This is a genomic window from Brevibacillus laterosporus LMG 15441, from assembly GCF_000219535.2.
In the GTDB taxonomy this organism is placed as follows: Bacteria; Bacillota; Bacilli; order Brevibacillales; family Brevibacillaceae; genus Brevibacillus_B; species Brevibacillus_B halotolerans.
The window spans coordinates 4,382,836-4,397,500 of record NZ_CP007806.1; the positions used below are offsets into that span (position 1 = coordinate 4,382,836).

The window sequence follows — 14,665 nt, forward strand, 5'->3', positions numbered from 1 at the left end:
CTCCTATGATGGAGGGTAGAGATTTTTTCTAGATTGCTAGATTTGTGCCTGTCTAAGCCTTATGAGAACATGGGCAAAATAAATCTAATCCCTATTGAAGAAACGATAATATCGCAGACTCAAAGACATTTGCCTTACGATCTAAAAGCAAATGTCTGTTTTTTACTACATGCTTTGTTTTGCTATTCTCAATTGCTCTTTTCGTATTTTTCATCCTATGAAAAGGAGCGTCATATTTGTTTGGAGGGTTACCATTCGTGAAGAATCAAATCAGACGAGAAGATATTGAATTGCTAGCACCGGCAGGTAATTGGGATTGCCTAAAAGCCGCTGTTGCCAACGGAGCAAATGCCATCTTTTTTGGTGTAGAGAAGTTTAATGCTCGCGCTCGTGCCGAAAACTTTCAAATGAAAGAACTGCCTGAGATTATGGCTTACCTGCATATGTACGGGGTGAAGGGCTTCCTTACCTTTAACATTCTTGTCTTTGAAAATGAATTAGAAGATGCAAAAGAGTTAATTGATGCCTGTATTGAAGCTGGTGTAGACGCAGTAATTGTACAGGATTTAGGCTTGGTCAAGCTAATCCGTGAAATCAGCCCAGACTTCCCTATTCACGGTTCTACCCAAATGACCATCACCTCTCCAGAAGCGGTCGAATTTACTAAACCATATAACATGGAACGAGTCGTATTAGGTCGTGAAAACTCATTAAAAGAAATCAGGAAAATCGGTGAAAAGGCAAAATTACCGATGGAAGTATTCGTTCATGGAGCCCTCTGTGTTTCCTATTCTGGACAATGCCTTACCTCAGAAATGTGGGGCGGTCGCTCTGCCAACCGTGGTGAATGCGCACAGGCCTGTCGTCTGCCCTATGATTTAATGGTAGATGGAATCCAAAAAGAGATGGGGAATATCGCTTATTTACTCTCTCCAAAGGATTTGGCTGCGATTGAAATCATGCCAGAATTAATTGAGGCAGGAGTCACTTCCTTTAAAATTGAAGGACGTTTAAAAACACCAGAATACGTAGCCAACGTAGTTAGCAAGTATCGAGCAGCTATTGATCGATATTTTGCTGGAAATAACGCTAAGCCAAGCAAGGAAGAAATTCGTGAGCTACAACAAAGCTTTTCCCGCGGATTTACTCATGGTTTTCTTGAGGGAACAAATAACCGCCTCTTATTAGACGGTAGCTTCCCGAAAAGCCGCGGTGTCTACCTTGGTACTGTAAAGAAGGTGTTAAAGCACGCTCTCTTAGTAGAAGTTACTTCTCCATTAAAACGTGGAGATGGTATCGTATTTGATGCAGGTGATCCGACTCAGAAAGAAGAAGGCGGTCGTGTTTACGATATTTTAGTGCATGGTGACAAAGTAGAAGGTCAGGTGCAGGAAGGTTTATATGAAATTGTCATGGGTCGAAACGATGTAAAGCTAGGTCGTATCCATGTAGGTGATCGTGTGTGGAAAACGAATGATCCTGAATTAAACAAGCAGCTGCGTAAAACCTTTGAAACCGAAAAGCCTTATACAACCTTCCCAGTAGCCCTGCATGTTTCTGGACGCGTAGGAGAGCCACTACAAACCGTGTGGATCGATGAGCAGGCTAATCATGCGGTAACGATTGCTTCTGCAATGCCTTTAGAGCAAGCGATGAAGCGACCAATGACCCATGCCTCCTTATATGATCAATTTAGCAGACTTGGAGGAACCTTGTTCCATCTGCCAGAGGATCGTCTCTCCTTAGACTTGGAGGGTGAGGTAATCATTCCTGTCAGTGAGTTGAATCGGATGCGTCGTGAAGCAAGCGAGCAACTGCTTTATCTTCGCCGTAAACCGCCTGTTTATCAAAAAAATCCAGTAGACGTGTATGCTAGTGTGGCCAAAAATAAACCAGTGGAAAATCCCCTACTAACTGTGCTTTGTCGTTCCTTGGAACAGATAGAAGCGGCTGCAAAAACCGATGTTGACTTTATTTATGCAGACTTCGAATTTGTAAAGCAATATCCGCAAGCAGTTAAACTAGCACATCAGTACGGAAAAAAAATTGGACTTGCTACTATGCGTATTCATATGCCGGATGAAAATGGCGTACTGGCTCTCATTGCAAAAAGTAAGCCGGATGCTATCCTAGTCCGTAACACAGGGGCGTTGTACTACTATCTCTCACGCCGTGATGAAATAAAAATTCCGTTAATCGGTGACTTCTCTTTAAATATTGCTAATCATAAAGCTGTTGAATTATTCATGGGCTATGGTCTTGAGCGCGTCACACCATCCTATGACTTAAATATTCAACAGATGGTCGACATGCTTGAACATGCAGATGCCGCTCCGTTAGAATTAGTTATTCATCAGCATTTGCCAATGTTCCATACCGAGCATTGCATCTATTGTACATTCATGAGTGAAGGGACAGATCACACGAATTGTGGTACTCCTTGTGAAACATCACGCGCTTCCTTGCGAGATCGCGTAGGCTTCTCTCATCCAGTCCGTGTAGATACCGGTTGCCGTAATACGGTTTATAATGCGATTGACCAGTCTGGTGCCGAATATTTGTCAGAATTTAAGCGATTAGGAGTAGGGGCATACCGCATAGAATTTTTAGAGGAAGAACCTTCTCGCGTACAAGAAGTGATTCACTTATATCGCAAAGCTCTACGCGGAGAGATTTCTGGCACAAAGGTTTGGAAGGCGTTAAAAGCAACCAATCAGCTTGGTGTAACACGCGGACAACTAACCAAATAGACAAAAAAGTTGAAAACAAAGGAGAGTAGATCATGGCCAATTTGCAAGAAGCAACGTTAGAAAACCTGACTGTTATTATCGAGGGAATTAAAAGCAAGCTAAACATGGCAAATACCCAAGTAATGCGCCCAGAGGATTTTAAAATGGATAGCTATGAGGACCTGTTATATCTATATAACATGGTGCAAAAGAAAACCAGCTTTAGCGTGAATGAAATGACCGCGATTGTTGAAGAGTTAGGTAGCATGCGTAAAACAGATTAGAATGCAGTAAACTAGTGCCGAAACGGCATGAGAACAAAAAGGACCACGTCCCCTAGAGATGTGGTCCTTTTCTGTTAGAAGCATTTAGACATATTCGTCAAACCATCCAGCAATCGCTTGTAGCCGGATAATTCTATGCCCAGGGTCACCGCTTCGCGACAATTCGTGTGTTGCATCTGGAAAACGCATAAGACGTACAGAAGCCTTTTTATGCTGTTTAATAGCAGTAAAAAATTGTTCTGCCTGTTCAATGGGGCATCGATAATCACGTTCACCATGTAAAATGAGCAAGGGTGTTTCAACGTTTTGAGCGTAGCGTAACGGAGAATGCTGCCAGAGCCTATCTGGATCCGTAACCAAATCACCATGAATTTCCCATTTCGCAAAATAATAGCCTATGTCACTTACTCCAGCAAAGCTGATCCAGTTCGAAATAGAGCGCTGGGTCACCGCCGCTTTGAACCGTTTATTCTGTGTAACAATCCAATTCGTCATAAAACCACCATAGCTCCCACCGGTTACTCCCATCCGCTGCTCATCTAAATAATCGTAATGGGTTACTACATAAGTAACCCCCTTCATCAGGTCTTGATAATCTTTTCCTCCATAATCGCCACGAACTGCGTTGACAAACTTTTGACCGTATCCATGGCTCCCGCGTGGATTCGTGTACAAAATAGCATAGCCCTTAGCCGCTAAAAAGTGTAGCTCGTGAAAAAATGTATAGCCGTACATTGTATGTGGTCCGCCATGAACTTGCAGGATCAGCGGATAGGTTTTACCTGTTTGATAAAAAGACGGCTTTAGTAGCCACCCCTGTATCTTCCATCCGTCTTCGGTTTGGTAGGTAAGCATCTCAGGGCTGGATAGCTCCACTTCTTTTAACCATTGATTACTTGTTGTTAGCCGTTTGCTCTTTCCTTTTTTTATATCAATGAAAAACAAATCCCCAGGAGTCAATGGATCGCTTATTGCCACGACAGCCTTACCGCTCATAGGATGGAGAGTCCATCCATATACATGGTGCTCTCCACTTACAATCGGAATGTTCTCTCCCGTGACGGAGATATAATGAAAATTCACTCTACCTTGCTTTGAAACCGTGATATAGTTGCCCTGACCATCTGCACTCCAGACAGCACCTGGATGAACGTGCCTACTGCGCATATCTCCAACCATTGCATCTGAAAAATGTACATCCCACTTTTCTGTCAAACAGCACCGATTCCCTGTATCTACTTGAAAATGCCACACATGCATTAATTTTTCCTGTTCAAATTTCCGCTCGTAGCCTACACACGCGATCGTTTTGCCGTCTGGCGACCAGGTCGGATACATGAACGTTCCCGTTGAACCAGACAAATTACTCCAAGAGCCATCTTCTACTGAATGTAGCCATAAATCGCAGGTTGGATAAAATCGTTCACTTTTGCGCTCTATCACACAACATACAATCTGTTTGCCATCCGGTGACCAGGCGGCCATCGAATGGTCCTGCTCTTCAGTCGTGATTTGATGCAATTGACCGCTGATTCGATCGCAAACTACAAGTTGACTGTACTTTCCATCCCAAAAACCAGCGTCATCAGATTTATAACGAATATAATCCACCTGTAAAACTGGCTTTCCTTGTAACGCAGGTAACGGGCTGATTATGCTTTCCTTCTGGTCAGGCTTGCTATTGCTGTCTTTGTCCGATGCCGATGATAAGACAGGTATATTTGTTGTTTTAGCATGCAAAGAGCTACGTGGTGAATCCTCAGAAGCTGTCGTTTCCTGTTCCTGCGTTTCATGTAGCGTTTCATTTGGAGATAATCTTACTTGAACTAGCAGTTTTTCACTATTTGGTGACCAAACCGGCTTTGCTGCACCATGTCTGTTCGTTGTTAGCTGGTGAGCTTCTCCTCCCTTAACAGAAAGGAGCCAAACCTGTGTATCTCCAGAACGATCTGACTCAAATGCAAGCCAATTGCCATCTGGTGACCACCTGGGATGAGAATTCCGGTGGTTACCATACGTCCACTGCTGTTCCCAAGAGTCTACTAGAGAACGGATAAACAAGTTAGAAATATACTTTCCGCTAGAATCAATCGTTCTTTTTATGTATACGACTTTATTCCCATCAGGAGATATTTGCGGGTCCTCCAACCATTCAAAACGTAACAAATCTTCCGCAGTCATCTTTCGTTTTCTGGTCACCATATTCATTCCCCCTCATGTCCATCATGTGGCTATACACCACACATGTACTTTCACGTATGTTACTAAAAAAAGACACGACTTACCTAAAAGCAATAGGTCGTGTCCTGGATGGATGTTTAATGATTAACAATGCCTACTCGTACCTCTTCCTGCTCAAGCTCCAGAGCCTCTGCCCCTTGTTTCCACAGTAGATATCGAATACTATCTGTAAGTGCCTCCCAGCTAGCCTCAATCACGTTCGTTGATACTCCCACTGTACTCCAGTTCTCTCCCTGATGAGTGGATTCAATTAGCACACGCACTTTAGCTGATGTCGCTTCACTCTCATCTAGTACACGTACCTTATAATCCTTTACATGCATGTGACTAAGAGTTGGGAAGTGCTGCTCTAATGCCTTTCGTAATGCATTATCTAGCGCATTGACCGGCCCATTTCCTTCTGCTACCGTATGTACGGTTTGACCACTGATCTTACATTTCACCATCGCTTCAGAGACAATGGATTTATCCGGCTTTTTTTCCATAAATACTTTAAAGGATTCTAACTGGAATAGCTCAGATTCTTCTCCCGATTCCTGTAAGAGCATGAGGGTAAGAGAAGCTTCTGCACCCTCGTATTGGTAACCAGCATACTCTTTATCCTTCAGACGCTGTACCACTTCTTTTGACACTGATTTTTCTCCATGAAAATGTAATTGTAATTCTTCTGCCTTTGCTACTAAATTACTCTGTCCGGATAGCTCCGAAACAAGAATTCGTCTGCGATTCCCGATAACTTCCGGCTCAATATGCTCATAAGTAGCTGTGTTTTTCATAACGGCACTCACATGGATGCCGCCTTTGTGAGCAAAAGCACTATTACCTACAAATGGTTGATTAACTGCCAACGTAATGTTAGCTATTTCGGCAACATAGCGAGAAAGACTGGTTAGCTGCTTTAAATGATCGTCAGATACACAATGATAGCCTAATTTCACCTGTAGATTAGCAATAGCAGAAACTAAGTTTACATTTCCACATCGTTCACCAATCCCATTTATCGTTCCTTGAACCTGCTCTGCACCAGCTTGAACCGCTGCAATCACATTGGCCACAGCCAACTCACAATCGTTGTGAGGATGAATGCCAATCGGCTTCCTACAGGCTTCCTTTATCTGGAGAACAATCTCTTTCATTTCGTGAGGAAGCGTACCGCCATTCGTATCACATAAAACGATCCAGTCTGCACCAGCTTTTTCTGCTGCTTGTAATACATCCAATGCATATAGAGGATTCGCTTTGTATCCATCAAAAAAATGCTCTGCTAAAAACATGACTTCAAGCCCATTTTCATGTAAATATTTTACGGAATCATAAATCATACGCCGATTTTCGGCTAGCGTAGTTTTTAGTGCGTCAGATACATGTAAATCCCAAGCTTTTCCGAAAATGGAGGCTACAGACACACCACTTTCCAGAATTGCGCGTAAATTATCATCCTGAGAAGCTTGAAGATTAGGTCGACAGGTGCTACCAAAGGCTGTTAATCTCGAATGCTCTAGCCCTATCTCCTTCATTCTTTTGAAAAAAGCCATATCCTTAGGATTGCTCCCCGGCCAACCGCCTTCAATATAATCGACTCCAAACTGATCTAGGCGTACAGCGATTTTAACCTTATCCTCCACAGATAGACTGATGCCCTCTCCCTGGGTACCGTCCCGTAAGGTTGTATCGTACAGATAGATTTTTTTCCCCTTCATTCTGATCCCTCTCCATCATTCGTCTTTTTATTTTGATTTTTTAGAAAAATCATTCTCCAATCCAAGCCCTCTATTTTGCCTATCAGTATATCATAAGCAAAAGAGCGAAAAAAAGGCATTTATCGGAAAAACAATCGACATTTGAATGAATCGAGCAAGATTTTTAAAAATGAAAGGGAATGGCAGGGGAAATCGAAAACAATACATGTAACGCTGACTTCCCCCACTACTTCATTACAGTTGAGTATTTTGTAGGACAAATTGGGCAGTAACTTCAATCGCCTCTTCCAATTCCGCACTCGTTCCCGTAAACGGATGTCTTGTATTCATTACATGGTCCGCTTCGCCAATCCAGTGCAACATGGCTTTCGGATAGGCTTCTTTCAATCGTTTAGCGCCTTGTACCAGGCGGCCAAAATCCTTCTCACCTTGTACAATCAAGAGAGGTTTATCAAGCTGGGACACTTTTTTCACCAAATCATAAGCCTCTTCATTTTGATCGACATCCTCAATCACCTCAGGCGTAATTGGCATTTTTTGTCCAGTTCGCCCGTTTATCATATAAGCTATGCCGTTCTCCTTTACTTCTTGACGTACAATTTCATCAAATAAATTGACGTTGGCTATGCCGTTCCAGGTAATAATTCCCTTGATAGCTGGATGATCCGCTCCAAATAAAACAGAATCACCGCCGCCCTTGCTATGCCCCATTACAAAAATGTGTTCAGTATCAAAATGCTCTGCCAAAGGTAGCTCACGGTCTAGTATCGCCCTCATGAGTACATGCAAATCAGCGAGCTCACGTGCATACGTATTGATTCCGAATTTTTCTAGCTCATCGAATTCAGTCAGGCTCGCCCCAACTCCATTTGCTGAAAAATTAAAGCGGATGACTGTCATATTTTTTGCGGCTAGGGTATCTGCTACATAAGGGAAGCTACCCCAATCCTTAAAGCCTTTAAATCCGTGGCAAAAAATCAGGACAGGCTGTTTCTCTCCTGGACCCGCTGTAGTATGCACATCTCCGCGTATCACAAAAGAATCTTCAAGAGGTAACACAAAAGCTTGTTGCATAATAAATTCCCCCCACCATTTTGTTATAGATCAATATTCTTTCATCCTATCCCCATTATCCCTGATGATTATGTAAAAAGGCTAATGCTGCCCGTCCCAATACTTCAGCGGCAACTAGCATGGCTCTCTCATCAATATCAAAACGTGGATGATGGTGAGGATAACAAGCGCCAATCTCTTCATTCCTTGCTCCAATAAAAACGAAAGCCCCTGGAGCCTTTTGTAAATAGTATGAAAAATCCTCTCCGCCCATGGTCGGCTTTAACGGGATAAGTCGCTCTTCCCCAACCGCTGATATAGCCGCTTGACGTACCATTTCTGCTTCCGCTGCTGTGTTGATAACGGCAGGATAGCCTCTGTCATAATCTAATACAGCGGTTCCTCCCATCATAGTAGCTGTACCTTCCACGATTTCTTTTAATCGCCGTTCACTCAAATCACGGATTTCTGGCAAGAACGTACGTAGAGTTCCAGTCATTTTGCAAGAGTCAGCGATCACATTAAAGTTATCTCCAGCGTTGAAGGTTCCAATCGTCACAACAACACTCTCCAATGGGTCCACATTACGGCTAGCAATCGTTTGAATGTTATTGACAATCTGTGAGCCGATTACTATAGAATCCACTGTTTGATGTGGAATGGCACCATGCCCACCCCTGCCCTGAATTTTAATAGTAAAATCATCAGCATTAGCCATTACTGGACCTGGTGCAATCCCTACACTGCCATATGGAAAATCAGCCCAGAGATGCGCTCCAAATACTGCATCTACTCCGTCCATAGCTCCATCCTGCACCATATAGGTTGCTCCACCTGGGTTCTCTTCCTCAGCAAATTGAAACAAGAATACGATAGTACCAGGAATCTCTTCACGATGCTGTGCTAAAACACTAGCAAGCCCTAATAAGCCTGCCGTATGACCATCATGCCCACATGCATGCATGACACCTGGAATCTTGGATTTATATTCGACATCTTTTTGATCCTGAATTGGCAATGCATCAAAATCAGCGCGAATCGCAACCGTTTTTCCTGGCTTTCCTCCAATCAGAGTTCCCACGACACCACGGCCGCCCACTTTTTCACGTACTTGGTCTAGGCCCATTTCTCGTAAGATGCTGGCAATCATCGCAGGTGTGTTCTCTTCCTTAAATGACAGCTCAGGGTATTGATGGAAGTGACGGCGCCACTCCACCATTTGAGTAAAGCATTCCTTCAAATATGCACCTAAGGGCATTCCAACTTGACTGGTCATAGCAATTACTCCTCTTTTGTCTCTTTTTTCTGATGATAACAAACCAATGAGCAATACGAAAGTCTTATCAAAAAGTAAAACGACCACTTAAGCCCCGAAAGGCAAAAGTAGTCGTGATTTATGTGTAACATTATGGATTCACTTTTTCAACGTTGGCTGCTTGTGGACCACGCTGCCCCTCCACAATATCAAATGTTACTTGTTCACCCTGCTCCAGATTACGGAGCCCTGTACCATTAATGCCGGTATAGTGAACGAAAATATCCGTACCGTCTTCCCTTTCAATAAATCCATACCCTTTTTCCTTGTTAAACCATTTTACTTTTCCTTGCATTCAAAAATGCCTCCCTTACCCTCAATCAGTAAAGCAACAAATGCTTTCTTGGCATGTTATGCAGGGATCTTCCCAAATGCTTGCGGGAAAGCAAGAAAATTTCATCTGTCTTTCTAAGAAGCAGTATTCTTTAGCTTGTTCTTATAAACATTTGTAAGAAGAAGCCAACTAGCTTACAGACTCTGTTGAAATGCTAAGAAGCTCTGCCTGTACAGCTTGAAGCTTGGCTATATCAATATTACTATCTAGCGCTGCCAGCAAACCGTTCACGTATTCATCCACTTGCTCTTCCACTTTGGCCTGCTCCTTTTGCCACATATCCGCTACCGCTTTTGTGAACACGCCCTCTAAAATCTGGTTTCCCCAAGCAAGCTGCTGATCTATTGGTTCCTGCAATAATTTTTCTATGATTTCTCGCATTTTGGTTTTGCCTTCCCCTTCAAAGAAATCACGTGGGTTTTTAAAAGCTTGTAAGGCAGGTTGAAAGTATTGAGTGGATATTTCTTTCAGTTGCTCTGGTACTGCTGGTGTTTCAATCTGCTGTTGGGTATACGGGGCAAGTAACAAGCCGTGAAAGGTTTCCTTCACATCGTGCTGCCAAGCCTGTATACGTTTATTTCCTTCCTTATGCAATACCTTTTCTAATCGTAGAGAGGTAGCTCGCATCTCTTGTGCTAAATCATACCCAATCGAACGCAGCAAGTCATCCAAGCATGCTTGAGCCGTTTTCTTCAGATTACGACCATCATCTTTTAAAACAGAGGGATTAAATGCTTGACTAAATAACTCCGACAACCGTAAAAATAGTCGTTGCTTCACATAATATAAAAGTTCAACTCGCTCCTGTTCCATAAAACGAGTAACTGAGCTTATTTGAGCTGCCTGCACGCGTTGGATTACAGTCGCTCTTTCCTCTTCAAGATGTGCGCGTCTCTCTTCTCTGACTGTCTCTCCTTGTTGCGACAGGTCTAGAAACTCTGCTAAGATCGTGCGAGCGCGGTTAATCTCACCCTCTGCTGCGGCTACAGCCATATGAGCTAGACCATCTATTGTAAAGTGTAAGAAATCCTGTTCAAATTTATCCAAGCCTGATAATTTCAATCCTTCATGAAAATCAGGCAGTGGTTCACTTTCGTTAACGCTGACACGCTGTCGATAAATTTTCTCAGAAGAGGAGGTGAGCTTCCCGTTTTTATGCAGGTGTGCAAGCAATGCTGTCTGGCTCGATACCGGATAAATTCGCGGATGTCGAATGCCACAGGATAACAGGTTTTTCTCCACATGCGTAAGAACATCTTGTAATTCATCATCATTTTGTGCTAAATCAGCCGCGTTGACAATAAAGAACATTTTATCTAACTCAAACGTATCCTTTACACGACCCATTTGTAGTAAAAATTCTCGATCAGCTTGGGCAAACGCATGATTATAATAAGTCACGAATAAAATTACATCTGCATTTTTTAAATATTCAAAAGCCACTCCTGTGTGTCTGGCATTGATAGAATCAGCTCCTGGTGTGTCTACTAATACCATTCCCTGCTCCGTCAAGGGACACGTGTAATACAGCTCAATATAATCGGCAAAACATGCTTTTTCCTCTTTAGCAACAAACTTTTTAAACTCTTTTTCATCTACCAAAAGCTCCTGACCGAGATGCTTTTCAATCTCTGGCAGCCCTTTTATTACTGCCTTTAAAAAGGTGTAATGAGGCTTGGCATTTGGAGCGATGTCTGATATGTCAATGGAAGACACCGCCTCACATCCACTAGTCAAGTCATGCGCCTGCTTACCAAACACCTCTAACGAGCGCAGAACATCCTGCTCGATTGATTCATGTGATTTTAGTACAACACGTACAGTTCCATGTGGATATTCATCGGTTGGTGGCATTATTTTATTAATGGCTGCCGTAGTAGGGTTGGGAGAGACGGGCAGGACCATATCTCCCATTAATGCATTTGCAAAGGATGATTTTCCCGCACTAAACGCACCGAATAAAGCAACAGTAAATCGATTTTCCTCCATACGCTGCGCACGCTCTGTCATTGCTTGGGCTTGTTGCTTTAACCCAGTAATCTGATTGATTAACTCGCTTGCGTGACGTAGCTTGCCTGCACTTGTACGTAACATCTGTTTTACTTGGTTCATAATAGTCTCCTTTATATGTCTCCTGCTAACAACGATGTTAGTTTTTGTTTTGTGTTCGTTTCCTGATCGAGATAAGTCTTCTGTTGCTTAAACGCTTGTTCTAATTTTCTTAATTCATCCAAGCGTTCTTTTACCTTGTTTTCTTCAGTGATCGCTTGTTCAGTCAGTTTTGAATTTAATTGATCTATGAATGATAGGCCTTGTTTTCGATACTTTGCTTTAATGCTATCAGAAATATCCTGACAGTAATTCATGACATACTCACTAGTTCCTGCTCCTTCTTTGACTAGAGAAGCAAGCCACTCGGAGGTAAGTTCGATCTGATTAGCGTGAACAGCTTTATTGTAAGCCTCATCACGAATATTATAACGATCAGCAAAGGCTAACAGTAGTTGTTTATAGTGGAAGTCGAGATTACCGGCTACTTTTTCTGTTACGTCATTTAGCAACGCTTGTAGCCTTGCTTGTCGCTCTTCTTCCGTCTTTTTAGCTGTAAACAAGAACCCTACCTTAAAGCCCGGCTTGCGCGTTTCTACGTAAGCTTCAGCGGCCTGATTTGTACTATAGTAGGTTAAGCGAGCGTTTTGTAATAAGCTTGTAAGCTCCTTTTCCATTTCGTTATAGGCTTGTTGGTTATTTTGCTGTAAGTGAGACCATTCTTTTTCAGTCAAAGCTAGTAATTGCATCAGGCTCTCTTCATTTGTTACATCGTATCCTTTTTCCTGTAGAGCTGATAAACCATTATCTATTTGCTCGATTACTTCTTCAAGCTGGGTCTGGTTAGCACGGCGTAAAAAGCGAATATGCTCCTCAATCAAGGCAAGAGACGCATGTAGGATACTGTCTGCTAGCAATTCTGTACGGTGGTGATATAAGCTAATCAATTGTTCACGGAATTCCTCGTATTGATTTTCCGGATGCTCTGGTTCAGCTAGAGTGGTATAGAAGATCCCGTTTGGTTTGATATTCCAAGTGGCAAATGCCTCTTCTACACTCTCCTTGTAATCATCGAAATCTAATTCAAAATCAACGTGCTTATCAATCATATTAATGACAAGATAGACAGGCTTCTTACGATCTGTAAGCATTTTGGTAAAATTAAAGTTTTCTTCTGCCTGAACATGGTTGTAATCCATCATATATATCACTGCATCTGCCAAGTGCAACGCAGATTCTGTCGCTACTTTATGTGCGGCATCTGTGGAATCTATTCCCGGTGTATCCAATAAGCTTGATTTCTCATCAAGAAACAGTCCTGGATAGCATATTTCTACCCATTCTACTTGGTCACCATCTACAGCAAACTTTTTTAATTCCTCCAAGTTCGTTTGTGGATCGAAATGAAGAACTCCGCTATGACGCGTATATACATTAGCAGCAGGCTGTCCACCACGAATCTTTACTACATTTGCACTTGTTGGAATTGGATTTGAAGGTAATAGCTCCTGTCCAAGTATGGTGTTAATCATTGTAGATTTTCCAGCAGAGAAGTGTCCACAAAAAGCAATGCTCATCTCTTCAGCATTTCCTTTTGTCACAAGCTGTTCTATTTTAAGTGCTTGCGACTCATCACCATGTTGGCGCATGAGCAGTGCCACATGACCTAGCTGCTCCACTCGTTGTTGTAGTGCTTTCTTATTTTCTTGTTTCATCTCTTCTGTATATGCAATCACGTGTAATCACTCCATCTTAATGACTCTACCATGACCGAATGTACCATACTACTACCTCAGGTTCAATCTATATGTGCGAATATTTTCATAAGTATACAGTTGGCATAAAAGGAAAAAACCCCGAGACAGATGATAACATCGTCTCGAGGCTTTGATTATGTATGGTGCCGGTAGAGGGACTTGAACCCCCACGGTTTCCCTCACGATTTTGAGTCGCGCGCGTCTGCCAATTCCGCCATACCGGCATATTTAAATGGTCGGGAAGACAGGATTCGAACCTGCGACACCTTGGTCCCAAACCAAGTACTCTACCAAGCTGAGCTACTTCCCGTTATAATGATGGCGTGCCCTGAGAGATTCGAACTCCCGACCTTTTGATTCGTAGTCAAACGCTCTATCCAGCTGAGCTAAGGGCACAAAAAGAAAGAATTGTTCTTTCAAAACTAGATAACGAAGTCAGCATAAAGGCAATGTGGATAAGTCCTCGACCGATTAGTATTCGTCAGCTCCATGCATTACTGCACTTCCACACCGAACCTATCAACCTCATCGTCTATAAGGGGTCTTACTAGCTTGCGCTATGGGAAATCTCATCTTGAAGGGGGCTTCACGCTTAGATGCTTTCAGCGCTTATCCCGTCCGCACATAGCTACCCAGCTGTGCCACTGGCGTGACAACTGGTGCACCAGAGGTGCGTCCATCCCGGTCCTCTCGTACTAAGGACAGCTCTCCTCAAACTTCCTACGCCCGCGACAGATAGGGACCGAACTGTCTCACGACGTTCTGAACCCAGCTCGCGTACCGCTTTAATGGGCGAACAGCCCAACCCTTGGGACCTACTTCAGCCCCAGGATGCGATGAGCCGACATCGAGGTGCCAAACCTCCCCGTCGATGTGGACTCTTGGGGGAGATAAGCCTGTTATCCCCAGGGTAGCTTTTATCCGTTGAGCGATGGCCCTTCCATGCGGAACCACCGGATCACTAAGCCCGACTTTCGTCCCTGCTCGACTTGTAGGTCTCGCAGTCAAGCTCCCTTGTGCCTTTACACTCTACGAATGATTTCCGACCATTCTGAGGGAACCTTTGGGCGCCTCCGTTACTCTTTAGGAGGCGACCGCCCCAGTCAAACTGCCCACCTGGCATGGTCCTTCCACCCGATAAGGGCGGCAAGTTAGAAACTCCGTACATCAAGGGTGGTATCCCAACGACAGCTCCACGAAGGC

9 protein-coding genes, 3 tRNA genes and 1 rRNA gene (1 of these 13 cut by a window edge) are annotated in these 14,665 nt (G+C 43.3%); 2 read left to right on the forward strand and 11 right to left on the reverse strand.

Features of this window, described 5'->3' with window-relative positions; genetic code table 11:
* Window positions 1-257: 257 nt before the first annotated feature.
* Both BRLA_RS19260 and BRLA_RS19265 read left to right on the forward strand, forming a co-directional pair.
* A complete protein-coding gene (locus BRLA_RS19260) occupies window positions 258-2,750 on the forward strand; it encodes a U32 family peptidase (protein ID WP_003334741.1) in 2,493 nt (830 codons plus the stop codon).
* A 32-nt stretch (window positions 2,751-2,782) separates the two neighbouring features.
* Entirely contained in the window at window positions 2,783-3,013 is a 231-nt protein-coding gene (locus tag BRLA_RS19265; RefSeq protein ID WP_003334740.1) for a DUF1128 domain-containing protein, read from the forward strand.
* A gap of 84 nt (window positions 3,014-3,097) precedes the next feature.
* On the opposite strand, the gene BRLA_RS19270 is transcribed toward BRLA_RS19265, so the two are convergent.
* The 11 genes from BRLA_RS19270 to BRLA_RS19320 form a co-directional block, all read right to left on the reverse strand.
* On the reverse strand, window positions 3,098-5,215 hold the full coding sequence (locus BRLA_RS19270; RefSeq protein WP_003334739.1) for a S9 family peptidase: 2,118 nt from the start codon (window positions 5,213-5,215) through the stop codon (window positions 3,098-3,100).
* 116 nt (window positions 5,216-5,331) lie between these two features.
* The gene (gene cimA, locus BRLA_RS19275) at window positions 5,332-6,954 is read right to left on the reverse strand and encodes a citramalate synthase (protein ID WP_003334738.1); all 1,623 of its coding nucleotides are present in this window, start codon (window positions 6,952-6,954) and stop codon (window positions 5,332-5,334) included.
* A gap of 234 nt (window positions 6,955-7,188) precedes the next feature.
* The gene (locus BRLA_RS19280) at window positions 7,189-8,028 is read right to left on the reverse strand and encodes an alpha/beta hydrolase (RefSeq protein ID WP_003334736.1); all 840 of its coding nucleotides are present in this window, start codon (window positions 8,026-8,028) and stop codon (window positions 7,189-7,191) included.
* Between the two features lie 55 nt (window positions 8,029-8,083).
* Window positions 8,084-9,283 (reverse strand): M20 metallopeptidase family protein, encoded by a 1,200-nt coding sequence (locus tag BRLA_RS19285; protein WP_003334735.1) that lies wholly within the window; start codon window positions 9,281-9,283, stop codon window positions 8,084-8,086.
* Between the two features lie 130 nt (window positions 9,284-9,413).
* Window positions 9,414-9,617, reverse strand: coding sequence for a cold shock domain-containing protein (locus tag BRLA_RS19290; protein ID WP_003334734.1), 204 nt, complete (start codon window positions 9,615-9,617; stop codon window positions 9,414-9,416).
* Between the two features lie 168 nt (window positions 9,618-9,785).
* Window positions 9,786-11,768, reverse strand: coding sequence for a dynamin family protein (locus BRLA_RS19295; RefSeq protein WP_003334733.1), 1,983 nt, complete (start codon window positions 11,766-11,768; stop codon window positions 9,786-9,788).
* 11 nt (window positions 11,769-11,779) lie between these two features.
* Complete coding sequence (locus tag BRLA_RS19300) at window positions 11,780-13,441, reverse strand: dynamin family protein (protein ID WP_003334732.1); 1,662 nt, start codon at window positions 13,439-13,441, stop codon at window positions 11,780-11,782.
* A gap of 162 nt (window positions 13,442-13,603) precedes the next feature.
* Window positions 13,604-13,686, reverse strand: a tRNA-Leu gene (locus tag BRLA_RS19305).
* A gap of 9 nt (window positions 13,687-13,695) precedes the next feature.
* Window positions 13,696-13,772 (reverse strand) — tRNA-Pro (locus BRLA_RS19310).
* A gap of 9 nt (window positions 13,773-13,781) precedes the next feature.
* Window positions 13,782-13,858, reverse strand: a tRNA-Arg gene (locus BRLA_RS19315).
* A 55-nt stretch (window positions 13,859-13,913) separates the two neighbouring features.
* A 23S ribosomal RNA gene (locus tag BRLA_RS19320) occupies window positions 13,914-14,665 on the reverse strand (it continues 2,178 nt past the right edge of the window).